Source organism: Corallococcus exercitus (assembly GCF_042231735.1).
GTDB classification, from domain to species: Bacteria; Myxococcota; Myxococcia; order Myxococcales; family Myxococcaceae; genus Corallococcus; species Corallococcus exercitus_B.
In genome coordinates this window covers 7,775,978-7,797,535 of the sequence record NZ_CP102577.1, presented here as the reverse complement: position 1 = coordinate 7,797,535, position 21,558 = coordinate 7,775,978, and the positions used below count along the sequence as shown (strand labels likewise).

The following is a 21,558-nucleotide window of genomic DNA, read 5'->3' as shown; positions in this document are numbered from 1 at the left end:
GCGGGCGCAAGGCGCTTCCCCCGGTTCCCCGTCCGGACGGGGAGCAGAGGGCCCGGCTGGCTGGCTGCTCAGGGAGCGCCAGCGCCCGGGATTGGCACCCAGGACAGCGCCTCGGGGACCTCGGCGAAGAGCGACTTCAACTCGGGAACCTTCGCGTGATGCCGCTTCATCTCGACCCACACTGTCGGGTGGCTGATCCGCAGGAGCGCGTCTCGCAGCAGGGTCAGGCGTGCAGCAGGCGCGCGGGAGCGCTTCTCCTCGCGATATTCGCGCAGCCTTGCGCGATACCCATCGAAGGCCTGTTTGCGGGCAGTCGGCAAGGGCGTGCGATTGAGTCCGAGGACATCCAGCGTGTACTGCGCCCGGGCCGCGTCGCGCGTTCCACCCTTTGCTGTCACGACGAATTCAAAGGTGTTGAGGATGTCGAGCGTCAGCCACTGCGTCGCATCGTCCTTGCGCGGGTCGAGGAGCACCGGCTTGCCGGCGGCGGGCTTCTTGAGCGTGGGCGCGGGTTGGCCCTTCTTGCGCTTGGGATGGGCGAGCAGCGTGGGGCTGCGGCTCGTGCCGACGAAGACCGCGAACTGGTTGTTCTTCGGACCGTTGCAGGGACCGCACGCGTAACAGTAGTTGTCCCAGACGAAGACGCGCTCCGGATAGAGGTCCTTCGGCCAGATGTGCTCGACCTCGTCGGCCACGGAGTCTTCGCAGTAGGAACAGCGCCGCGCGCCAGAACACATCCGCGTAAGAACCTCCTTCACGCTCGTGAAGGTCGCGTTCTTCTTCGCATTGTACCGGGAGAAGAGCCGCTTCGCCTCCGCGACGCGGGCGGTGTAGCCGCGAAGGCCCAGGACCTCGCCCTGATACGCCTTCAGCTGCTTCGCGACCTTCGTGTCGAGGCGCAATGGGGGCAGCCGGATCATGCCTTCGGCTCCCGCAGCTCCGAGACGTACGCGACGGTCGGGGAGGACCGCCGGAGTTCCTGCTGCCGCGCCATCTCCTTCTTCGTCAGTCCGTCCGTCAGCTCCTTGGCGTTCAGGCCCGCAAGCTCGTCGACGCGCGCCTGCGACGTGCGCGAGCGGGTCGTCCGCTGCAGCCCAAAAGCACCCGTTCCGAAAGCCTCAAGCACATTGCCGAAGACGAGACGTTCCAGCTCGATGCCGGTGAGGAACCGCGATTCCTCGTCAGCGCCCGGCGCTGTGAGCTTGAACACGGTGCCAGACTCCGCTGCCTGGCAGACCAGCGGGCTGTGAGTCGTGACGATGAATTGGATGTTCGGAAAGAGCCTGCAGAACCACGGACCAATCTCCCGCTGCCATGTCGGATGAAGATGTGCATCGATTTCATCAATCATCACAACGCCGGGACGGGACACGACGAGCCCTGACCTATCGAAGAGCGCGAGCTTGGGATACGCGAGCGAGAGTTGCCGGAGCAATTCGAACGTGAGGCTGAGGACGGCGCGATAGCCGTCGCTCAGGTTCTCGGCAGGCACACGCGCTTGGGAGGCACCGCGAAACACGACCTCGTGCGGAGTGACCTCTTCGATTTGCATCCCGTGGGGAAGAAACCCGCGCTGATTCACGAACCTGCGCACCTTCTCCACCGTGACGGGTGCGGCGCGTGGCTTCTTTCGTCCATCCGAGGTGTACTCAAGCAGCGCGAGGTCGCACAGCCACTTGAGACCGGACGTCAACGCTACTGACTCGCCGAAAATCGAGAGGTGGCGAGCCACGCGCGACTGCGTTTCCAGGAGCTTCTCCCACTCCCGGTCACCTCCGGTGAAGCGGCGGAATGGCCCGTAGGACGCCGCGAACCAGCCGTGCGGGTTTCCCCAGATATTCGACTCGGGCGGCGCGCCTCGCGTTCTCCATTTAAATGACCTGACAACCCGCGGCTTCGGGCGACGGAACACGTCGACGCCTACACGCAGCGGCCCCTTCACTGCGGGTCGGCCAACAGGCCGATCTACCTTGGGATCGGTCTCGACCAGGAGGTCGATGTCAGCCGAACTGGCCCCGAAACGCACCCAGTCGTCCCAGTTGAGGCGCAGCATCGGTGCCTCCTCTGGCCCGACGAGCGCGAGCACCGCGGCCCGCAGGACGGAGCTCTTGCCCACCCCATTGTCGCCAATGAAGACATGCCACCCGGCCCGCGGTGCCTTGGGCGGCAGCTCCCAATCGAGCGCGTCGATGCCGCGAAAGTTCCGGATGGAGATTCGGGTCAGGTACATGAACAACACGATACCAGCGACTGCGGCGGCAGCGGTGCCACGAGACGGCGCCTAGCGCAGGGTGCGCACGGCCTGGACCACGCGGGGCCACTCCTTGGAGCGCGGGTCGATGAGCTCGAAGTGGCCCGCGCCCTTCAGGGGGACCAGGTGCACGGGGTCCTTCTGCTGGACGCCCCGGGCGTGGAAGCCCTCGCTGACCTTCAGGGGGACGGTGTCGTCCTCGGTGCCGTGGAGGAGGACCTGCGGCAGCTTCAGCGGCTGGAGCGCGGCGGGCGAGGCCACGGCGTAGCGCTCGGGGACCTGTTCCGGGGTGCCGCCCATGAAGGTCTTCACGATGCCCTTGCCCAGGTCCAGCGCCGCGCCCTGCGCGAGGTCCAGCACGCCGGCCAGGGACACCACGCCCTTCAGCTTCAGCGGTGCATCGCGGTACAGCGCCTGCTTCGGTGTGAGGCGGTGCCGCGCGGCCAGCCACATGGCCAGGTGTCCGCCGGCGGAGTGGCCCATGGCCACGACGTTCGACAGGTCCAGTCCCAGTGAGGGGGCCGCGTCCACCAGGTGGTCCGCCGCGGAGGCCACGTCCTCCAGGGTGCCGGGGAAGCCGCCGCCGTCCTGGCCCACGCGCCGGTACTCCAGGCTCCACGTCGCGAAGCCGCGCTTCGTCAGGTCCGCGCACAGGTGGCCCGCGTGCTCCAGGCCGTACTCGGCGCGCCAGAAGCCGCCGTGGACGAAGAGGACCACGGGGTGCGGGCCCTTGCCCTTGGGTTTGCGCAGCTCGGTGAACTGCTGCGGGGCTTCGCCATAGGCGATGCGCGCGTCCGGCTTCGGCTGCGGCGTTTCCAGGACCCACATGGAGCTCATGCGCGCATCTTGGGAACGGGCGGGCGGACACCGCAAGTCGCGCCGCGCCGCCGTGTGGCGAAGTGCGTGGAAGCGGGGGGCTCCGCTACGCTTCCCCGGGTGATGGGAGCGTCCTGGCGTGTTTGTTGAGGCGAACGAAGCGGAGCTGCGCATGGCCGTGGCCGAAGGCCTCCTCTCCCGCGAGGACGTGGAGGCCGTACGCGAGGAGGCCGCGCGGCGCGGTGTCTCTCCGCTCCAGCTCCTCGTGGAGCAGGGGCGGATCAGCCCGGGTTCGCTCGGGTCGCTGCGCCGGAGCATGGAGGCAGAGGCGGAGACGCCGCCTCTGCCCGTGTCCGATGGCGCACCTCCGCACAAGGGCACGGGTGACGACACGTTGCCTCCGGGCGCGGTGCCAGCTGCCGTGACGGACGGGCCTGCGTTCCCGGTGCCGCACTGGACGCTCTACCGGCCCGTGCGCTTCCTGGGACAGGGCGGCATGGGTCGCGTCTTCCTGGCCCGGGACCTGAGGCTGCACCGCGACGTGGCGCTGAAGTTCGTTCGCGACGAGGACCCGGAGCTGTCTCGTCGCTTCATCTCCGAGGCCCGTGCCCAGGCTCGCGTGGACCACGAACGCGTCTGCCGCGTGTACGAGGTCGGCGAGGTCCAGGGCCGCGCGTACATCGCCATGCAGTACATCGCGGGAGCGCCGCTGCACACCCTGGCCGGCACGCTGTCCGTGGAGCAGAAGGCGCTCGTGCTGCGCGACGCCACGCTGGGCGTGCACGCGGCCCACCTGGCCGGGCTCGTGCACCGCGACCTCAAGCCCTCCAACATCCTCGTGGAGCAAGGCGAGGACGGCGCCCTGCGCCCCTACGTCATGGACTTCGGTCTGGCGCGCGACTGGACCAGCGACGACGCCGCCACCGCCACCGGCACCGTGCTGGGCACACCCCAGTACATGGCCCCTGAGCAGGCCCGGGGTGAAGTGTCCCGCCTGGACCGGCGCGCGGATGTCTACAGCCTGGGCGCCACCCTGTACCACCTGCTCACCGGCCAACCGCCTGTCACCGGTGCCAATGCATTGGAGGTGCTCGGCCGCATCGCCACCCAGGAGCCCCGCCGTCCGCGCGAGTTGGATGCGGAGATTCCGGCGGACCTGGAGGCCATCGTCCTCAAGTGCCTGGAGAAGGAGCGCTCGCGGCGCTACGGCTCCGCGCGGGCATTGGCGGACGACCTCACGCGGTTCCTCGAAGGCGACCGGGTCCTCGCGCGCACCGGCCCCGCGTACCGCGTGCGCAAGTGGGTGGCCCGTCACCGGGTCGCGGTCGTCGTCGCGGGCATCACCGGGCTCGCGGTCGCGGGCACCGTGGGCCAGGGCGTGATGGCCCGGCGCGAGGTCTCCCAACGCGAGGCCCTGACCCGGCGCTTCACCGAAGGCGTTGAACGCATCGAGGCCCAGGCGCGCTACTCCGGCCAGGCGCCCCTGCACGACACGCGGCCGGACCGCGAGGCGATGCGCGCCCGCATGCGCGACATCGAAGCCTCCATGCGCGACGCAGGTCCCGTCGCGGAGGGCCCGGGGCACTACGCACTGGGACGCGGGTTCCTCGCGCTGGGAGACGAGGAGGCCGCGCGCACGCACCTGGAGGCCGCCTGGGCGAAGGGCTTCCGCGAGCCCCGTGTGGCGTACGCGCTCGCATTGGTGCTGGGCCACCGCTATCAGCGTGAACGGCTGGAGGCGGACCGCAACCCGGACGCGGCCAGCCGCGAGGTGAAGCGCCGCGAAGCCCAGACGCACTCACGCGAACCGGCGCTGGCGTTCCTGGAGCAGGGCCGTGGCGCGGAGGTGCCCGCCCCTGAATACGCGGAGGCCCTTCGCGCCTTCCACCAGGAGCGCTTCGAGGACGCGCTGAAGTCCCTGGATGCGCTGGGCACGCGGCTGCCGTGGTTCCACGAAGCGCCGCAGCTCCGGGGCGACATCCTGCTCGCCCGCGCCGTGCGCCATGCCCTGGCGAGTGAACGCGACGCGGCCCGGGACGACCTGGAGGCCGGACGGCGGGCCTACGCGGCAGCGGCGGAGATTGGCCGCAGCGTGTCCGCTGTGCACCGTGCTCGAGCGGAGCTGGAGCAGGAGGCCCTGCTGCTGGAGCTGTCCGGCAAGGGGGACGTGCTGCCCGCGTACACGCGCGGGCTGGAGGCCGTGTCACGCGCGCGCACGGCGGCTCCCGATGAAGCGGAGACGTGGGTGCTGGAGGCCCGGCTCCACCGGCGCCTCGCCCAGGTGCGCTTGAGCAGCGGGGGCGACGTGGAGCCGCTCCTCACCCGGACGCTGGACGCGGCGAAGGAGGCGCTGAGGCTCGAACCGTCCAAGGTGGAGGCACGCCACGCGCTGGCCATGGGCTGGTGGCAGTGGGCCCGCTACCGGCAAGACCGGAACGAGGATCCGCGCGAACACCTGCGCGCCGCCGTCGCCGCCTTCGAGTCCATTCCGGAGGCCGCGCGCGACTACGACTTCCACCTGGACCTGGGACTCGTCTTCAAGGTGTGGGCGGACTCCGAGGACGGACGCGGCGGGGACTCGCTGCCCTTCCGGCGGCAGGCCATCACGTCCTATCGACACGCCTTGGCGCTGGATGCGAAGCGGCCGGATGCATGGATCAACCTGGGCACGGCCTACGTGAACCGCGCCAACCATCCACGTGCCCCGTCGAAGGACGCGGACCTGGAGGAGGCGAGGACTGCGCTGGAGCGCGCGAGCACGCTCGACCCGGGCCACGTCGTCGCGTGGTTCTATCTGGCGGAGGTGCATCGCGCGCTCGCCCTGCGCCTGCGCGACCGCGGAGGTGAAGCGGGTCCGGGACTTGCCCGCGCGCTGGAGGCCTACCGTCACGGCATCACCATCAACCCGAAGCTGCCCCCGTTGCGGAACGGCGTAGGCACCGTCCTGCTCGACCAGGCCCGTGAGGCGTGGGACCGGGGAGACGCGCCGGAGCCCCTGCTGGACCAGGCGGAGCAGGCCTTCATCCAGGCCATCGCCATCGCGCCCAAGGTGGGCTTCGCGCACAACAACCTGGGCGAGGTGCGCATGTGGCGCGCGACCTGGCGGCTGCTGCGCGACCAGGATCCCAGCGCGAGCGCGAAGGAGGCCCAGGTTGAACTCCAGCAGGCCACCACGTTGCTGCCGGGACTCGCCGAGCCGTGGGCCAACCTGGGACAGGTCCATCACACCGTGGCCGCGTACACCCTGAAGCAGGGAAGGGATCCACGTCCGGTGCTCGCCCAGGCCACGGAGGCGCTGGAGCGCGCGCTGAAGCTCAACCCGTCTCTCGCGCAGGCATGGCGCTGGCGGGGCGAAGCGCGGGCGCTCCAGGCTCGCGAGGAAGCCCGGCGGGGCGTGAAGCCAGACGCGTCCTTCCAGGCCGCGGCGAGCGACTTCCAGAAGGCGCTGGAGCTGGAGCCCGAGAACCTGGACCAACGCCTCGCCTACGGCGCCTTCCTGCGTGAATGGGGCGCGACCTCCTCCGGCCCGGAAGCACGTGCCCACCTCCAGCAGGGCCTGTCGCTCACCGAAGCCGTGCTCACCGCACGCCCGAGGTGGAAGGACGCCAGTGGGTTGCGCGAGGCCCTGCGGCGCGCCCTCGCGAAGCTGCCGCCGGACTGACCGCACCGGATGAACGACCTTCGCTGGCCCACTTCATGTGGAGTGAGCTGGCGAGAAGGAACCGAGGCACGAGACCCGACACGGCTCGTGGCTCGAAGCGTCAGCCGATGGAGGGAGGGGCTCCACCGCACCGGCGCACCGCACGGCATCGCGGACTCTCGCTCGACGAGCCGTCGCGGTGGAGGGCACGGACCTGCAACGTCCGAGTGGCTGCGGGTCCACCGCGACGCACCTCAGCCTTCCGCGCTGAGAAAGAGAGAACCCTCCTGGGACTCCGCGGCGAGGGCGAACCGCACGAACCTGTCCGACTGTCGGACAGGTTGGGACGAACGCAGCCGGGGGCCCCGCGCCATCCGGGCAGCGGAAACTTGTCCGACTGTCGGACAGGTTGGGAAAGACGCGGCCTGGGGTCTCCCGCTCCGGCCGGGCAGCGGAAACCTGTCCGACAAGCAGACCAGTTTGGACGCACGCGGCTGGAAGTGCTCCCGCTCCGGCCGGGCAGCGGAAACCTGTCCGACAAGCAGACCAGTTTGGACGCACGCGGCTGGAAGTGCTCCCGCTCCGGCCGGGCAGCGGAAACCTGTCCGACTGTCGGACAGGTTTGGGCCGCATCGGGTGGAGGTGTGCGGCATGGAAGTTCGGGGCGTTAGCATCGGCGCATGCCCCTTGCCCTCTACGCCGGGATCGCTGTCTCGAACTTCGCCACGGCTCGTGACTGGTACTCCCGGCTGTTCGGCGGGCCACCCATGTTCGTCGCCACCCCCACGAAGGCGGTGTGGGATCTCGCGGAGCACCGCTCCGTGTTCATCGACGAGCGCCCCGAGCACGCGGGCCACGCGAACCACTCCATCTTCGTGGACGACCTGGATGGACTCGTGGCCGCGATCGCCGAACGGGGAATCAACGCGGAGAAACAGGAGACGTATGGCAACGGCGTCCGGAGGGCCGCCTATCGCGATCCCGACGGGAACGAGATCGGCTTCGGCAGCATCCCGCTCTGACCGTACATTCGAGCGTTCCGAACCCTTTCGAATGGGAGCACTTCGATGAGCGCTGCCAGGCTGCCCTTCGGACCGCAGGTCTTCACGCCAGCGGACGCCGCCTTCGAGCAGCGCGTTCGCGCCAGCTTCGCGCGCCAACGCGTCATGGACACCTCAGTCCCCCGGACGACCGCGCTTCAGCCCCGGCTTGTGGCACCGGGGCTCCAGCGTGCCTTCGCCGTGCTCACGACACCTGCGCGCCGGCGTCCACCGCGAAGTAGTGGTCGCTGTCGAGGTCGGCGAGGAGTCCGGGCTCGACGGGACGCCAGCCAAGCTGCTCGCGCGTGAGGGCCCCCGACGCAGGGGCATCGAGCGCGAAGAACGCCCCCAGGAAGCCGAGGAAGTCGCTCGCTTCCGCTGGCGCCTTCGAGACGACTGGCACCCCCAACCGGCGGCCGATGACGTTCGCGATGTCCCGGGTGGGCACGCCCTCGTCGGCGATGGCATGGAGCCGCGCGCCTGCGGGGGCTCGCTCCAGCGCGAGCCGGAACAGCCGGGCCGCGTCGAGCCGGTGCACGGCGGGCCAGCGATTCGCCCCCTCCCCCACGTAGACAGCCACCCCCTTCTGGCGCGCGGAGGCGATGAGGTGCGGCACGAAGCCATGGTCGCCCTTGCCGTGAACCGACGGCGGAAGCCGCACGATGGACGTGCGCACGCCACGCGTCGCCAGCGCGAGCATCGTCTCCTCCGACACGCCGCGCCCCGACGGGGACGCCGCGTCGGTCTCCATGGCGATGCGTCCCGGCGCGAGGCCCAGCAGCCCCGCCGCGATGACGAGCGGCCGCTGGGAACCCTCGAGCACACCGCCGAGGACTTCAATCGCGCGCGTGTCGGCACGGATTGAGTCCTGGTACCGCGAGAAGTCGTGGATGAACGCCAGGTGGATGACCCCGTCCGCCCTCGCCGCCCCGGCGCGCAGGCTGTCGAGGTCCTCCAGGGAGCCGCGCTGCACCTCGGCCCCCACCGCCTCCAGCGCCCGGGCCGAAGCCTCCGAGCGGGCAAGCCCCACCACTTGATGCCCCGCTCCCAGCAGTTCAGGGACGACCGCCGAGCCAATGAAACCCGATGCACCCGTGACGAATACGCGCATTGAAAAACCCCTTGATGTCAGCTGCTGACATCAGCTCTAACAAGTGATGTCAGTGACTGCAATCAGGTATGCTGGCGTCCATGGGCCGCTGGGAACCCAACGCGCGTGGACGGCTCTCGGAGGCCGCGATGAGCCTCTTCCAGGAGAAGGGGTACGACCGGACGACGGTGGAGGACATCGCCGCGCGCGCGGGGCTCACCGAGCGGACCTTCTTCCGCTACTTCACCGACAAGCGGGAGGTCCTGTTCGGAGGCTCGGACGACCTCCACAAGCTCATCGTCACCACCATCGCGGAGGCGCCCCAGGGGACCGCGCCGCTCGACGTGGTCGCCGCCGCCCTCGAGGCCATGGCCCCGGTCTTCAAGGACCGGCGTGACCATGCCCGGGCGCGCCAGGCGCTCCTCGTCGCCTACGCCGAGCTTCGGGAGCGTGAGCTGATCAAGCTGGCCTCCCTCGCCTCGGCCGCGGCGGGAGCCCTGCGGGAGCGCGGCGTCACCGAACCCGAGGCGAGCCTGGCCGCGGAGGCAGGCATCGCGGTCTTCAAGGTCGCGTTCGAGCGCTGGCTCGAGGACCCGAAGGCACAGGACCTCGCGCGGCACATCCGGGCCGGCCTCGACGCGCTCAAGGCCATCACCGCGAGCATGGACACCGCGGCCCCGACTGCTACGCCGCGGCAGCCCGTCAGGCCGGCCAGGGCGAAGGCCCCCAGACGCTGACGGGCCCCACCCCGGGGAAGCAGGCGCCGCGTGCTCAGTCCTCGCCGCGACCGGTGACTTCCAGCGTGCCGTTGATGGTCTCGGTGATGCCCTGGGGCTGCGTGCACTTGGAGCAATCGCTCGTCGGGCAGGACCACCACTGGGTGGTCGTTCCCGGCTCATCCCCGGACTTCAGCGTCCACGAGGCGCTCTGACAGGCAGGCACCAGCAGGGGGTTCTGGGAGCCGTCTTTCAGGAGCGAGCCGCGCGACACACCGATGCACCGGTCCTGCTGCACCTGGGACACGAAGGTCACCGGCTGACCGGCCTGCACCCGCACCGTATTGGAGCTGAAGTGCACCTTGCCGTCCGAGCTGGCGGTGATGTCCACCACCGTCCCGCCCTCGGTCCGCGTGGGCGCGCCCGACGTGCAGGGCTGCACCGGGCCGGTGTCGGTCAGCGGGGCTTCAGGACCAGAACGGGGGCCGCTGGCACAGGCCAGCAGCAGTCCGGTGAGGCACAGCGGGAAGAGGACGCGGCTTCGCATGGGGAACCTCCAGGAGGATGAGCACTGACGGCGCAATGACTCAGCAGCCAGCGTGCCACGCGACGCGGCCGCCCGCTCACGTCCCCTTCGCCACCAGCCCCAGCTCCTTCAGCCGCCGCCCCAGCGCGCGCTTCGACACCTCCAGCGTGCGCACCATCGCGTCCAGGTCGCCGCCGCACGCCTCGAAGCAGCGGGTGATTTCATCCGCGCCCAGGTCCCCCGCCGTGCGCAGGTTCGGGCTCTTCTCGATGAGGTCGTAGACGGAGGGGCGCGGAATGCCCAGCGCGTCCGCCGCCGCCTTGAGGTCCCACGCGCTCGCCCGCAGCGCGGCCAGCAGCTCCGCCTCCGTCACCTGCGAGGGCTTGCGCCGGGGCACCGCCGCCTCGCGTGCCTCCGAGGCACCGGACCCTCGCGCCGGAGCCGCCGCGGACATCGCCTCCAGAGCCCCTGCCCCTCGGGCGGGAGCCACCGCGGATGCTGCCTCCAGAGGCCTCGCCCCTGGCGCGGGCGCCGCGACCTCCGGCATCCCCAGCAGCTCATCCAGCTGCGCGTCCGCCTGGAGCCGCGCCTGTCCCCGGCTTCCAATCACGAGCTGCCGCGTGAGGTTGCGCAGCTGCCGGATGTTGCCCGGCCACGCCGCGCGCACCAGCCTCGACGCCAGCGGCGCGGACAGCCACGGCTCCGCGTGCGGATCCTCCGTGTCCAGCCGCGCCTCCTCTCCCAGCGCCGCCAGCTCCTCGCGCGCGAAGTGGAAGAACAACCGGCCCACGTCCTCACGCCGCTCGCGCAGCGCGGGCACGCGCAGGTCGTAGCCCGCCAGCCGGTGCAGCAGCGGCGCCTTGAAGCGCCCGTCGCGGATCTGCTCCTCCAGGTGCGCGTCCGTCGCGGCGATGAGCCGCACGTCCACCGTCACCGGATGGCTCGCGCCCACGGGGTACAGCTCCCCCGTCTCCAGCACGCGCAGGAGCATCACCTGCACCTCGGGCGGGGCCTCGCCCACCTCGTCCAGGAACAGCGTGCCCCCGTGCGCGGCGCGGAAGAAGCCCTCGCGGTCCCGCGTCGCCCCCGAGTACGCGCCCTTCTGCGAGCCGAACAGCTCCGCCGCCGCCAGCTCCTTGGGGATGGCGCCCAGGTTGACGCTGACGAAGCGCCCCGCCTTGCGCGGCCCCAGCCGGTGGATGGCCTGCGCCACCAGCTCCTTGCCCGTGCCCGTCTCGCCCCGGATGAGCACCGACACGTCCAGGTCCGCCACCCGCTCGATGTGCTTGCGCAGCCGCCGCAGGCCCGCGCTCTCCCCCACCATGCCCAGCGTGTCCGCCGCGCCCTCGCCGTCCAGCTCCACCGGGTGCAGCAGCAGCACCACGCGGCCCGACAGCTCCAGCGCCACGCCGTCCCTCCACTCCGACGGCCCGAAGTCCCGCGCCCCCTGGAGCGGCGCGCCCGCCGCGACCACGTGCGTGCCGTCCTCCGGCACCGTCAGCCGCACGCCGCCGTCCGGCAGGGCGGAGAACTCCAGCGGCTTGCGGCTCACGAACGGATCCGCCAGCGGCAGCCCCAGCGAGCTGCCCGGCCTGGCGAAGTCCGGAGCGTTGCGCGACAGCGCCACCGGACGGCCCGCCGCCAGCGCATCCAGCAGCCGCCGGTCCCCCACGCGCCGGGGCACCGGATGGGACACCACCGTCAGCGCGGGCACCACGCGGGGAGCTCCCCGGGAGGCTCCGCGCTCCTGCATCGCGGCCGTGGAGATGTCAGCGAGGAGGTCGTGCGGCATGGCCCACGACCCTACCCCACCCTCCCGCGGACCTCAGCGGCGCGCCGGCTTCGGCGCCAGGCTCACCGTGACGGTGTAGTTGCCGGAGCCCTGGTTGAACGACACCGTGGAGGAGATGTCGTAGTTGGCGCTCTTCGCGATGACGCCCGGGCCGGAGGCGTGCGACCAGCGGTTGTCCCACCACAGCACGAACTGGTCCGTGGACGGGCTGGCGCCGCACGAGTACGTCACGGCCCCCTCATCCCCCATCAGCCCCCAGTTGGGCTCCGCGGTGAACAGGTTCTGCGTGCCCGCCTGCGACGTCACGTTGGGCGGCGTGGACGGGCTGATGGCGCCATGGTCGATGGTGGGGGTGCCCGGCAGCCAGTTGGCGCCGCTGGTGTTGTTGGCGACGAAAATCACGGAGGGAGTGCCCATGGTCTTGCTCCTGAGGTGGGTGAGGTGACGCCTCCCTCCCAGAGCAACCGCGATGCCACGCCCTCCTCCCTCGGAGGAGCCACCCCGGCCCCCTCTTCGACGCGTCGAAACCCCGTCGACCGACCCGTCGGGCCCCATGCCGCACTGCGTTTTCGAACAATCCGCGCCAGGTTCTTGAAGTCTGGGAACCTCCCGGGTTGAGAGAGCCCCGCTCACACGGGTAGCGTGGGAGGGCATGCCGAGTCCCGAACGCCTCGTGTTCCAGCAGAGCTTCGAAGGGCTGATTCGCGCCCTGGGTGACCACCTGGACGAGTCCTGCGCGCGGCAGCTGCGCGAGGCCGGCATCGACCCGCGTGGAAAGCTGTCGGTGGCCTATCCCCTGGAGGTGTGGGTGGAGTCGCTGAAGCTGGCGGCGTCCGTGCTCGCGCCCGCGGCCACGCTGGACGACGGCGCGGAGGTGGTGGGCCGGCGCTTCCTGGAGGGCTACGGGGCCACGCTCATCGGCAGCGCGCTCCTGGCGGGCGTGCGGCTCCTGGGGCCGCACCGGATGCTGGAGCGGATGACGCGCAACCTGCGCACGGGCACCAACTACCTGGAGGCGCGGCTGGAGCAGACGGGCCCCACGCGCTACGTGCTCACCTGCCGCCCGGTGGTGGTGGCGGGCTTCTACCGGGGCCTGTTCGCGGCCGGCCTGGAGATGAGCGGCGCGCGCGGCGCCTCCGTGGTGCTGATGCGCAGCGCGGGCGACGCGGCCGTGTACGACCTGTCCTGGCTCCCGGAGAAGGGCGCGGGCAAGCCCCCCGAAACGAAGGCGGCGCCGCCCCGGAGCCCCGAGCCGAGGAACTGAACGGGCCCTATATTCGGCCCATGCTCCGTCTGACGAAAACCGCCGTGGTGGTGCTCGCGCTGGCCCTCGCTTCCGGGGCGCTGGCCGCGGGTGGCAGTCCCCAGTTGCAGACCTACTTCCAGGGCTCGGTGGACAGCCCCGCCTATCAGCAGCAGGCCTTCCAGCGCGTCGCGAAGGGCTGGAAGCAGCCGGGCGCCAGGGGCACGCCAGCGCTGGGGAAGAAGACCATCGTGCAGGCCGTGCTCGACAAGGACGGCAAGCTGGTCTCCACCGCCATCCTCACGGAGTCCGGCTCCAAGGCGTGGGACGCCGCCGCGCTCGCCGCGGTGAAGAAGGCGGCGCCCTTCCCGCCCCTGCCCAAGAGCACCACCACGCCCACGGTGGAGGCGCACTTCCACTTCGCGTGGGTCAGCTCACCTTGATGACAATCTTCCCGAAGTGCGCGCCCTGCTTCATGTGCTCGAAGGCGGCGCGCGCTTCCGCGAAGGGGAAGACGCGGTCCACCACCGGGTGGATGTCATTGAGCGTGAACGCGCGCGTGAGGGCCTCGAAGGACTGACGGTGCCCCACGAACACGCCCTGCACGCGCAGGTTCTGCATCAGGATGGGGACCAGGGACACGGAGCCCGCCCCGCCGGACAGCACGCCGATGACGGACACGGTGCCGCCCACGCGCACCGCCTTGAGTGACTTCTCGAAGGTGCCCGAGCCGCCCACCTCCACCACGTGGTCCACGCCCACGCCGCCGGTGAGCGTGCGCACCGCCTTCTCCCAGTCCGGCGTGGTGACGTAGTTGATGCCCTCCCGCGCGCCCAGCTTCAGGGCCCGCTCCAGCTTGTCGTCGCGGCTGGACGTGACGATGACGTGCGCGCCGAACAGCCGGGCAATCTGCAGCGCGAAGATGGACACGCCGCCCGTGCCCTGCACCAGCACCGTGTCGCCGGCCTTGAGCGCTCCTTGCGTGACGAGCGCGCTCCACGCCGTCACCGCCGCGCACGGCAGCGTGGCGGCCTCCTCGTCGGTGAGGTACGCGGGCGTGGGCACCACGCCGTCCTCGTGCAGCAGCATCGTGTCCGCGAGCGCGCCGTCCAGCGGGCCGCCCAGCGTGGTGGCGGTGATGGCCTTCGTGGGCTCACCGGCCTGCCATCCCTGCGCGAACAGCGTCATCACCCGGTCGCCCGGCTTCACGCGGGTGACGCCCGGGCCCACCGCGTCCACCACGCCCGCGCCGTCCGAGTTGGGCACCAGCGGCAGCTTCTGGCGCGGGTTGTAGCGGCCCTCCACCATCATCAGGTCCCGCGAGTTGAGGCTCGTGGCCTTCACCCGCACGCGCACCTGGAAGGGTCCGGGCGTGGGGTCCGGCCGCTCCGCGCGCACCAGGTTCTCCAGACCGAAGGCACCGCGAATCTCATGGACGTTCATGGCCGCTGAACTTAGGGCCGCATCCAGGGCACCTGGGAAGTCCTTCTTCATGAAATGCGACCCCGGCATCTTCGTAGCGTCTTTCCAAGACAGGAGGCATTTCCCATATGACGCGTTTCTTTGGTCGTCCCCTGGTGCTCGCGTGTGCAATGGCGCTGGGGCTGCAAGCGTGTGGCGGCAATGAGGTTCCCTCGGAGGCGGCGGCTTCGAGCGCGCCGGAGGTCCAGGCGCAATCCCTTGCACAGGACGCGGCGCCGGACATCCTGGCCCAATTGCAGGCGATTCCCGGCCTCACGGTGGTGCAGGAGCGGCCGGTGCCCGCGCCGGGCGTCCGGTTCTTCGTGCTGAGCTATGACCAGCCGGCGGACCACCTGCACCCGAATGGCACGCGCTTCCAGCAGCGGGTGACGCTGCTCTACCGGAACGCGGAGGCCCCCACGGTGCTGGCCAGCACCGGCTATGGCATCAGCACGTTCCCGTACCAGACGGAGCCCACCTACCTGACGCAGGGCAACCAGCTGCTGGTGGAGCACCGCTTCTTCACGCCCTCCATCCCGCAGCCCGCGAACTGGAAGCTGCTCAGCATCGAGCAGGCGGCGGCGGACCACCACCGCATCGTGCAGGCGCTCAAGCCGCTCTTCCCCGGCAAGTGGATCAGCACCGGCGGCAGCAAGGGCGGCATGACGTCGCTCTACCACCGGGCCTTCTTCCCGCGCGACGTGGACGCCACCGTGGCCTACGTGGCGCCCAACAGCTACGGCACGCAGGACCCGCGCTACGTGCGGTTCCTGAGCAAGCTGGGCACCCCGGAGTGCCGTGAGAGCATCCGCGTCTTCCAGCGCGAGGTGCTGGAGCGGCGCGCGGAGACGGAGCCCCTCTTCCAGGCGATGGGCGCGGCGTCTGGCCGGACCTACGACTTCCTGGGCGTGGACAAGGCGCTGGAGTTCACCGCGCTCGAGTTCGCTTTCGCCTTCTGGCAGTACGGCGACGCGTCGCTGTGTGACGTGATTCCGCCGAAGGGTGCGCCCGCGCAGGCGCTGGTGGACACGCTGGATACGGTCGTCGGCCTCACGTACATGAGCGACTCGGACCTGGACTACTACGCGCCCTACGACTTCCAGGCCGCCACGCAGCTGGGCAGCTACGCGTCCGACGAGAGCCACCTGCGCGGCGTCCAGCGCTATCCCCGGGGCTACGACCCGCGGGCGCTCGTGCCCTTCGACATGCGGCCGTACCCCTTCAACCCCTTCGCCATGCCGCTCGTGGAGGGCTGGGTGAAGGCGTTCGGCGAGCGCATCCTCTTGGTCTACGGAGAGAACGACCCGTGGTCCACGGGCGCGTTCAGCGTGAGCGCGCGCAATGACTCGTACCGGTTCTTCCAGCCAGGCGGCAACCACGGCGCCAGCATCACCGGCCTGCCGGAGGCGGACCGGGCCGTGGCGCTGGAGCGGCTGCGCACCTGGGCGGGCCTGCCCGCGGAGGACACCGCGGCCCTGGGCCTGCGCGCCCGGACCGCGAAGGTCGCGGAGCTGCCCGTCACCACGGGCGTGGTGGACCGCCGCCACGGCCCGCCGCGCGACTGAGCCTCAGGTCTTCCTTTCGGCTCGAAGCGTTCACGCGGCTGGGGAAGGGCGACGTGAGGTACCGCTTCGTCCTCGACCTCAGGAGTTTGGGCTGACGCGCATGGCGAGCATCGGGCGGTACGCCGCCCGGTAGGACCAGGCGAGGAACAGCTCCGCCGCCAGGAGCATCACCGCCATGCCCAGGCCCGACGGCGCGAGGAAGGCGTGCGTCAGGAAGATGTTCACGATGACCGGCGCGATGAGCGCCAGCGCCAGCGGGACGAAGCGGTTGGCCAGCAGCAGCAGCCCCACCACCGTCTCCGTGCCCTTCACCAGGACGAACAGGAAGCCCGTCGCCTTCATCGCGATACCGAAGGCCACCGCCGGGTCCGCCGGGTTCAGGTCCTTGGGCATGGGGATGAACTCCAGGAACCCGTTCAGGCCGAAGACGAAGAACACCAGCCCCATGAACACGCGGGCCGCCGTCGGCAGGTGGCGGGCGAACGACTTCTTCTTCGGGGTGGCCTCCACCCCGGGGGTGGAGGAGGTCAGGGCGGCGTTCATGGCGTACTCCGTGGCGGGTAAGAGCGCGGGGCTTCTACTCCCACGTCGAATCAGGGGCCCACGAATCGACACGCCCCCCGCTTTTATCGGTGCTGCAGTCCGCCTACATGGCCGTACGCCCGGGCGCGCAGCCGGAGCACCTGGTACGTGGCGCCGCAGAGGAACAGGCCCAGCCACGTCGCCAGGGCCGCCTGCACCAGCGGGGACTGGGGGCTGTCGGCCAGGGGCTTGTCCGCGGGCAGGCGGGTCAGCGTCTCGTTGATGCCGGGCACCATCAGCACCATGAAGCTGGCGGAGTACGTCAGGGTCCGCACGTACTCCGTGGCGCGGCCGAACACGCCCAGGCCCGGGGCCGCCGCGCCCACCGCCATGAGCAGCAGCGCCAGCAGGCCCAGCGCGTGGCCCGGGTTGAAGCCGCCCGTGCTCGACAGGCCGAAGGACGTCACGATGGACGTCACCATGCTGGCGACGTACGCCTTGCCGACGCGCGTCCCCGGGTCGATGCGCCCGTCGCGCACGAAGGCCCAGACGCCGAAGACGATGGGAGGCACGCTCACGAGCGTGTGGATGATGCCCAGGGTGGACATTGGGTTCGCCATGACAGGACTCCGGATGAGAGGGTTTGGAACTCAGGCCAGCAGGTATTCGCGGATCATCACGCGGGCGCGGTGCAGGCGGCTCTTCACCGCCGCCGGGTCCAGCGACAGGCGCTCGGACATCTCGCGGATGGACAGCACCTCGAAGTCGCGCAGCACGACGACCTCCAGGTACTGCGGGGGCAGCGACTCCAGCGCGGACGCCAGGTCCAGCCGCAGCGAGTCCGGCGTGTGCGCGGACATCCACTGGTCCGCGAGCGCTTCCTCGTAGGGGTCCTGCTTCAGCACCGTGCGGGCCAGGCGGCGGCACTCGCGCTGGACGATGCGGAACATCCACCCTGAGAACGACGCCAGCTGGCGCACGGCGGCCAGCTGGCGGGACATCACCAGCAGGGCCTCCTGGACCGCGTCGTCCACGTCGCTGATGAGGCAGCGCTTCTGCGCGTACCGCCGCAGGTTTGGCTGCTGGAGCTGGAGCAGGTGCACCATCGCGTCGCGGTCACCGGCGTGGGCCGCGAGCAGCAACGCGTCGGGGGTGGTGGTGGTACCCATGGGACCTCGTGCGGCGGGGAAAATCCCCATTCGCGAGCTAAGAGGCGGCCACGGGGCGAATGGATTCGCGGCCCTGCTGATTTTTCTCCGGGGCCTTCCAACCTCCAGGAACGACAGGGCTTTTCAGCTCACCGCCAGAGGTTCGTGCGCGCCAGCTCCAGCACCTCGGTGGTGCGGCCGTTGAGCAGGGCCTTGATGCCGAACAGGGTGAAGCCCGCGGCCATGGACGCGGTGATGCGCGGTGGAATCACCAGCTCCGCCTTGCTGACCACGGCGTCCACCAGCACGGGCCCCGGCGTCGCGAGCGCCTGCTGGACGGCTTCATCCACCTGCCCCGGGTCCTCCACGCGCAGGCCCTTCATGCCCAGCGCTTCCGCCAGCTTCGCGAAGTTCGTGGGGTGCATCGCGGTGCCCACGCTGAGCATGCCGCCCACCTGCTGCTCCATGGCCACGAAGCCCAGGGAGCTGTTGTTGAACACGACAATCTTGATGGGCAACGACAGCTGCACCAGGGTGAGGACGTCCCCCATCAGCATCGTGAAGCCGCCGTCGCCGGAGAAGGAGACGACCTGCCGGTCCGGGAAGGCCTTCTGCGCGCCAATCGCCTGCGCGAGCGCGCTCGCCATGGAGCCGTGGTTGAAGGAGCCCACCAGCCTCCTGCGGCCCTTCATGGTCGCGTAGCGCGCGGCCCACACCGTGGGCAGGCCCACGTCGCAGGTGAAGATGGCGTCGTCGGACGCCTGGAGGTCGAACGCTCGGGCCACCTGCGGCGGGTGGATGGGCTTGCGGCCCACCGTGCCCTGCCCCAGTGAGTCCAATTCCTCGCGCGTCTTGCGGTAGTGCTCGAGCGCGCGCTCCAGGTGCTTCGCGTCGCGCCGGGCCTCCAGCCTGGGCAGGAGCGCCTGGAGCGTCGGGGCCACGCTGCCCACCACGCCCAGGTCCACGCGCGTGCGCTTGCCGATGTTCTCCGGGCGCACGTCCACCTGGATGACGCGCGTGTCCTCGCCGTCCGGGTAGAACTGACGGTAGGGGAAGTCCGTGCCCAGCATCACCAGCACGTCGCAGTCGATCATCGCCCAGTACCCGGACGCGTAGCCGATGAGCCCCGTGAGCCCCACGAAGTGGGGGTTGTCCTTCTCCACGAACTCCTTGCCCCGGAGGGCGGAGACGACGGGCGCCTGGAGCCGCTTCGCCAGCTCCACCACCTGGGGCCCCGCGTCCTCGCAGCCCGCGCCGCACAGGAGCGTCACGCGGCCCCCGGCGTTGAGCAGCGCGGCCATCTGGTCCAGCGACGCGGCGGAGGGCATCACCTGGGGCTCGGAGAGCCGCAGGGACTCCGCGGTGGGCGGCCGGGCCTCCTCCTCCTTCTGCTGCGCGATGTCGCCGGGAATCACCACCACGGACACCCCGCGCTTGCCCAGGGCGTTGCGCACGGCGATCTCCGCGGTGCGCTGCATCTGGTTGGGGGCGGAGATGAGCTCGCAGTAGTGGCTGCACTCGCGGAAGAGGTTCTCCGGGTGGGTCTCCTGGAAGTAGCCGGTGCCCAGCTCCACGGAGGGAATCTGCGCCGCGATGGCCAGCACCGGCACCCGGCTGCGGTGGCAGTCATAGAGGCCGTTGATGAGGTGGGTGTTGCCAGGGCCGCAGCTGCCCGCGCACACCGCGAGCTGCCCGGTGAGGTGCGCCTCCGCGCCGGCCGCGAAGGCGGCGGCCTCCTCGCTGCGCATGGGGACCCATTCGATGTCGCCGCGCTTGCGCAGCGACTCGGTGATGGCGTTGAGGCTGTCGCCCACCACCCCGTAGATGCGCTTCACCCCCGCGAGCGCGAGGACCTCCACGAACTGATCCGCCGCCGTCCGCTTCATCATCCACCCCTGGCCTGGGCGTCTTCACCCGGGGCGAAGATGTGCACCGTCCCACCGCCCTGCGACCGGCCGTGCGGCCGGGCCCCGTGTCAGGCTGGCTGCCCGGTGCGGGAGGGACGGCCGGGCCTTCACCATTCGCCGCGCTCCGCCCACCGTTCGCCGCGCCGTTCGCGTCACTGGCGGCATGGCCCCCGAGGGCAGTCTCCGGCCGCGACATCCTGGGTCCATGCGAAGACCCCTGCTGCTGTCCGCTGTCGCCGCGTTGCTGTTGCTCAGCCTGCCCGCCACCGCCGCCTCCGAGGATCCCGGCCGCGCCCACGTCCGCGCCGCCGCCGAGGCCATGGGCGGAGAGGCCTGGCTCCGCGCGCTCACGGGCCTGCGCCTCCGGGGCGTGGGCCACTGGAACCTGCTGGAGCAGTCCGAGCGCCCCACGCCGCCCTTCCTCGTCATGTACGAGCAGTTCGACGAGGTGCGCGACCTGCGCCAGGGCCGCCTGCGTCAGCAGTCCGAAGGGCGCGGCATCGTGATGGACGCATGGAAGCGCGTGACGATGTTGCTGGCCGACGGCGTGGCGGCGGCGGAGCTCGATGGGAAGTGGCGGCCCCTGGGCGGCGCACAGCTCCAGGACCTGCGGGAGCGGCTGGCGTTCGCGCCGGAGCACGTGCTGCTCGCGGCGCTGGACGCGAAGGACCTGCGCGCGCAGGCGGACACCGTGTTGCAGGAGGTGCCCCACCACGTCGTCGCCTTCCACCTGGACCGCGCGAGCGTGCGCCTGTTCCTCAACGCCCGCACGGGCCTGCCCACCGCGGTGGAGACGGTGGACACGCATCCGGAAGACCCTTTCTGGAGCGTCTGGGGCGACGTGCGCACCGTGCTGTCCTTCCAGGCGTGGTCCCTGGAGTCCGGCGGCCTGCGCTATCCGCGCCACTGGGAGTGGGCGCGCAACGGTCAGCCGCACCACTCCGTCACGGTGACGGCGGTGACGGTGGATCCGCCGCTCGTGGACGCGGACTTCGCCGTGGCGGAAGACGTGAAGCAGGGCTTCGAGGCACGTCGCTCGAGGAAGCTGGACGACACGCCCGCGCTCCGTCCGGACGCGCCGCCCGTGGAGCTGGCGCCGGGCGTGGTGCAGCTGCCGGGCGCGTGGAACGTGGCGCTGGTGGCGCAGGACGACGGCGTGGTGGTGGTGGAGGGTCCGCTCGCCTCGAGCTACTCGGCGCGCGTGATGGAGGAGGCCGCGAAGCGCTTCCCGGGCCTGAAGGTAAAGGCCGTGGTGTCCACCAGCGACGCCTGGCCGCACGTCGGCGGGCTGCGGGAGTACGTGGCGCGGGGCATCCCGGTGTACGTGCTGGACCTCAACCGCGCGCTGGTGGAGCGGCTGGTGGCGTCGCCGCGCACGCTGCTGCCGGACGTGCTCGCCCGGAAGCCGCGCGCCGCGAAGCTCCAGGTCGTGGACGGGCGGCGGGTGCTGGGCAGCGGGAAGAACCGGCTGGAGCTCGTCCCGGTGCGCACGGAGACGGGGGAGCGGATGGTGTTCGCGTGGCTGCCGGAGCACCGGCTGCTCTACACGTCGGACCTGGTGCAGCCCCACCCGGACGGCCCGTTCTTCAACGTGCAGCAGGTGGACGAGACCGTGGAGGTGGCCACGCGCGAGAAGCTGCCGGTGGCCCGCGTGTTCGGCATGCACCTGAAGCCCACGGACTGGAGCGCGCTCACCACCGCCGTGGAGAAGGCCCGCGCGCCCTGAACCCACCGGGCATCCCAGCGGGATACCTCCCGCCCGACACGGCGGTCCAAACCGGTCCGACTGTCGGACAGGTTCGTGCGGCTCAGACGGGGCGGGGGCTCCCAGCCTCGGTTCT

19 protein-coding genes are annotated in these 21,558 nt (G+C 70.8%); 7 read left to right on the top strand and 12 right to left on the bottom strand.

Annotated elements, in window-relative coordinates:
* Window positions 1-68: 68 nt before the first annotated feature.
* From NR792_RS31430 to NR792_RS31420, 3 genes are read right to left on the bottom strand one after another with little or no spacing between them, the layout of a single operon-like run.
* The gene (locus NR792_RS31430; RefSeq protein WP_375756397.1) at window positions 69-920 is read right to left on the bottom strand and encodes a hypothetical protein; all 852 of its coding nucleotides are present in this window, start codon (window positions 918-920) and stop codon (window positions 69-71) included.
* Window positions 917-2,230, bottom strand: a complete 1,314-nt coding sequence (locus NR792_RS31425) for an AAA family ATPase (RefSeq protein ID WP_375756396.1) — start codon at window positions 2,228-2,230, stop codon at window positions 917-919. Before NR792_RS31425 ends, NR792_RS31430 begins: the two co-directional genes overlap by 4 nt.
* A gap of 51 nt (window positions 2,231-2,281) precedes the next feature.
* Entirely contained in the window at window positions 2,282-3,088 is an 807-nt protein-coding gene (locus tag NR792_RS31420) for an alpha/beta hydrolase family protein (RefSeq protein ID WP_375756395.1), read from the bottom strand.
* A gap of 118 nt (window positions 3,089-3,206) precedes the next feature.
* Between NR792_RS31420 and NR792_RS31415 the strand changes: the two genes are divergently transcribed.
* Together NR792_RS31415 and NR792_RS31410 are read left to right on the top strand one after the other, a co-directional pair.
* Complete coding sequence (locus NR792_RS31415; protein WP_375756394.1) at window positions 3,207-6,728, top strand: protein kinase; 3,522 nt, start codon at window positions 3,207-3,209, stop codon at window positions 6,726-6,728.
* A gap of 659 nt (window positions 6,729-7,387) precedes the next feature.
* Complete coding sequence (locus NR792_RS31410; RefSeq protein WP_375756393.1) at window positions 7,388-7,729, top strand: VOC family protein; 342 nt, start codon at window positions 7,388-7,390, stop codon at window positions 7,727-7,729.
* Window positions 7,730-7,952: 223 nt separating this feature from the next.
* Here the strand turns inward: NR792_RS31410 and NR792_RS31405 are convergent, their stop codons facing one another.
* Complete coding sequence (locus tag NR792_RS31405; protein ID WP_375756392.1) at window positions 7,953-8,858, bottom strand: SDR family oxidoreductase; 906 nt, start codon at window positions 8,856-8,858, stop codon at window positions 7,953-7,955.
* An 80-nt stretch (window positions 8,859-8,938) separates the two neighbouring features.
* Here NR792_RS31405 and NR792_RS31400 point away from each other — a divergent pair, with 80 nt between their 5' ends.
* Window positions 8,939-9,574 (top strand): TetR family transcriptional regulator, encoded by a 636-nt coding sequence (locus tag NR792_RS31400; RefSeq protein ID WP_375756391.1) that lies wholly within the window; start codon window positions 8,939-8,941, stop codon window positions 9,572-9,574.
* A gap of 34 nt (window positions 9,575-9,608) precedes the next feature.
* Here NR792_RS31400 and NR792_RS31395 read toward each other — a convergent pair whose 3' ends face one another.
* From NR792_RS31395 to NR792_RS31385, 3 genes are all read right to left on the bottom strand, one after another.
* Window positions 9,609-10,100: a hypothetical protein gene (locus NR792_RS31395; protein ID WP_375756390.1), complete on the bottom strand. Its 492-nt coding sequence runs from the start codon at window positions 10,098-10,100 to the stop codon at window positions 9,609-9,611.
* A 76-nt stretch (window positions 10,101-10,176) separates the two neighbouring features.
* On the bottom strand, window positions 10,177-11,871 hold the full coding sequence (locus NR792_RS31390; protein ID WP_375756389.1) for a sigma 54-interacting transcriptional regulator: 1,695 nt from the start codon (window positions 11,869-11,871) through the stop codon (window positions 10,177-10,179).
* A gap of 33 nt (window positions 11,872-11,904) precedes the next feature.
* The gene (locus NR792_RS31385) at window positions 11,905-12,288 is read right to left on the bottom strand and encodes a hypothetical protein (protein ID WP_375756388.1); all 384 of its coding nucleotides are present in this window, start codon (window positions 12,286-12,288) and stop codon (window positions 11,905-11,907) included.
* Between the two features lie 235 nt (window positions 12,289-12,523).
* Here NR792_RS31385 and NR792_RS31380 point away from each other — a divergent pair, with 235 nt between their 5' ends.
* Window positions 12,524-13,135 (top strand): DUF2378 family protein, encoded by a 612-nt coding sequence (locus tag NR792_RS31380; RefSeq protein ID WP_375756387.1) that lies wholly within the window; start codon window positions 12,524-12,526, stop codon window positions 13,133-13,135.
* A 20-nt stretch (window positions 13,136-13,155) separates the two neighbouring features.
* On the top strand, window positions 13,156-13,557 hold the full coding sequence (locus tag NR792_RS31375) for a TonB family protein (protein ID WP_375756386.1): 402 nt from the start codon (window positions 13,156-13,158) through the stop codon (window positions 13,555-13,557).
* Here the strand turns inward: NR792_RS31375 and NR792_RS31370 are convergent.
* Window positions 13,544-14,557 (bottom strand): NAD(P)-dependent alcohol dehydrogenase, encoded by a 1,014-nt coding sequence (locus NR792_RS31370; protein WP_375756385.1) that lies wholly within the window; start codon window positions 14,555-14,557, stop codon window positions 13,544-13,546. The genes NR792_RS31375 and NR792_RS31370 overlap by 14 nt on opposite strands.
* 107 nt (window positions 14,558-14,664) lie before the next feature.
* Between NR792_RS31370 and NR792_RS31365 the strand changes: the two genes are divergently transcribed.
* Window positions 14,665-16,140: a S28 family serine protease gene (locus NR792_RS31365; RefSeq protein ID WP_375756384.1), complete on the top strand. Its 1,476-nt coding sequence runs from the start codon at window positions 14,665-14,667 to the stop codon at window positions 16,138-16,140.
* A 78-nt stretch (window positions 16,141-16,218) separates the two neighbouring features.
* Here NR792_RS31365 and NR792_RS31360 read toward each other — a convergent pair whose 3' ends face one another.
* The 4 genes from NR792_RS31360 to poxB all read right to left on the bottom strand — a co-directional run bounded on the left by NR792_RS31360 (window position 16,219) and on the right by poxB (window position 19,699).
* On the bottom strand, window positions 16,219-16,683 hold the full coding sequence (locus NR792_RS31360) for a DoxX family membrane protein (RefSeq protein ID WP_375756383.1): 465 nt from the start codon (window positions 16,681-16,683) through the stop codon (window positions 16,219-16,221).
* Between the two features lie 83 nt (window positions 16,684-16,766).
* On the bottom strand, window positions 16,767-17,282 hold the full coding sequence (locus tag NR792_RS31355) for a hypothetical protein (protein ID WP_375756382.1): 516 nt from the start codon (window positions 17,280-17,282) through the stop codon (window positions 16,767-16,769).
* 30 nt (window positions 17,283-17,312) lie between these two features.
* Entirely contained in the window at window positions 17,313-17,831 is a 519-nt protein-coding gene (locus NR792_RS31350) for an RNA polymerase sigma factor (protein WP_375756381.1), read from the bottom strand.
* A 128-nt stretch (window positions 17,832-17,959) separates the two neighbouring features.
* Window positions 17,960-19,699, bottom strand: coding sequence for a ubiquinone-dependent pyruvate dehydrogenase (poxB, locus tag NR792_RS31345; RefSeq protein ID WP_375756380.1), 1,740 nt, complete (start codon window positions 19,697-19,699; stop codon window positions 17,960-17,962).
* Between the two features lie 223 nt (window positions 19,700-19,922).
* Here poxB and NR792_RS31340 point away from each other — a divergent pair, with 223 nt between their 5' ends.
* On the top strand, window positions 19,923-21,443 hold the full coding sequence (locus NR792_RS31340; RefSeq protein ID WP_375756379.1) for a hypothetical protein: 1,521 nt from the start codon (window positions 19,923-19,925) through the stop codon (window positions 21,441-21,443).
* The last annotated feature ends 115 nt before the right edge of the window (window positions 21,444-21,558 follow it).

Excerpts from the sequence above, each read along its gene's own strand:
- NR792_RS31430 (WP_375756397.1), bottom strand. The coding sequence starts at position 920 with ATGATCCGGCTGCCCCCATTGCGCCTCGACACGAAGGTCGCGAAGCAG.
- NR792_RS31425 (WP_375756396.1), bottom strand. The coding sequence starts at position 2,230 with ATGTACCTGACCCGAATCTCCATCCGGAACTTTCGCGGCATCGACGCG.
- NR792_RS31420 (WP_375756395.1), bottom strand. The coding sequence starts at position 3,088 with ATGAGCTCCATGTGGGTCCTGGAAACGCCGCAGCCGAAGCCGGACGCG.
- NR792_RS31410 (WP_375756393.1), top strand. The coding sequence starts at position 7,388 with ATGCCCCTTGCCCTCTACGCCGGGATCGCTGTCTCGAACTTCGCCACG.
- NR792_RS31405 (WP_375756392.1), bottom strand. The coding sequence starts at position 8,858 with ATGCGCGTATTCGTCACGGGTGCATCGGGTTTCATTGGCTCGGCGGTC.
- NR792_RS31400 (WP_375756391.1), top strand. The coding sequence starts at position 8,939 with ATGGGCCGCTGGGAACCCAACGCGCGTGGACGGCTCTCGGAGGCCGCG.
- NR792_RS31395 (WP_375756390.1), bottom strand. The coding sequence starts at position 10,100 with ATGCGAAGCCGCGTCCTCTTCCCGCTGTGCCTCACCGGACTGCTGCTG.
- NR792_RS31390 (WP_375756389.1), bottom strand. The coding sequence starts at position 11,871 with ATGCCGCACGACCTCCTCGCTGACATCTCCACGGCCGCGATGCAGGAG.
- NR792_RS31385 (WP_375756388.1), bottom strand. The coding sequence starts at position 12,288 with ATGGGCACTCCCTCCGTGATTTTCGTCGCCAACAACACCAGCGGCGCC.
- NR792_RS31380 (WP_375756387.1), top strand. The coding sequence starts at position 12,524 with ATGCCGAGTCCCGAACGCCTCGTGTTCCAGCAGAGCTTCGAAGGGCTG.
- NR792_RS31375 (WP_375756386.1), top strand. The coding sequence starts at position 13,156 with ATGCTCCGTCTGACGAAAACCGCCGTGGTGGTGCTCGCGCTGGCCCTC.
- NR792_RS31370 (WP_375756385.1), bottom strand. The coding sequence starts at position 14,557 with ATGAACGTCCATGAGATTCGCGGTGCCTTCGGTCTGGAGAACCTGGTG.
- NR792_RS31365 (WP_375756384.1), top strand. The coding sequence starts at position 14,665 with ATGACGCGTTTCTTTGGTCGTCCCCTGGTGCTCGCGTGTGCAATGGCG.
- NR792_RS31360 (WP_375756383.1), bottom strand. The coding sequence starts at position 16,683 with ATGAACGCCGCCCTGACCTCCTCCACCCCCGGGGTGGAGGCCACCCCG.
- NR792_RS31355 (WP_375756382.1), bottom strand. The coding sequence starts at position 17,282 with ATGGCGAACCCAATGTCCACCCTGGGCATCATCCACACGCTCGTGAGC.
- NR792_RS31350 (WP_375756381.1), bottom strand. The coding sequence starts at position 17,831 with ATGGGTACCACCACCACCCCCGACGCGTTGCTGCTCGCGGCCCACGCC.
- poxB (WP_375756380.1), bottom strand. The coding sequence starts at position 19,699 with ATGATGAAGCGGACGGCGGCGGATCAGTTCGTGGAGGTCCTCGCGCTC.
- NR792_RS31340 (WP_375756379.1), top strand. The coding sequence starts at position 19,923 with ATGCGAAGACCCCTGCTGCTGTCCGCTGTCGCCGCGTTGCTGTTGCTC.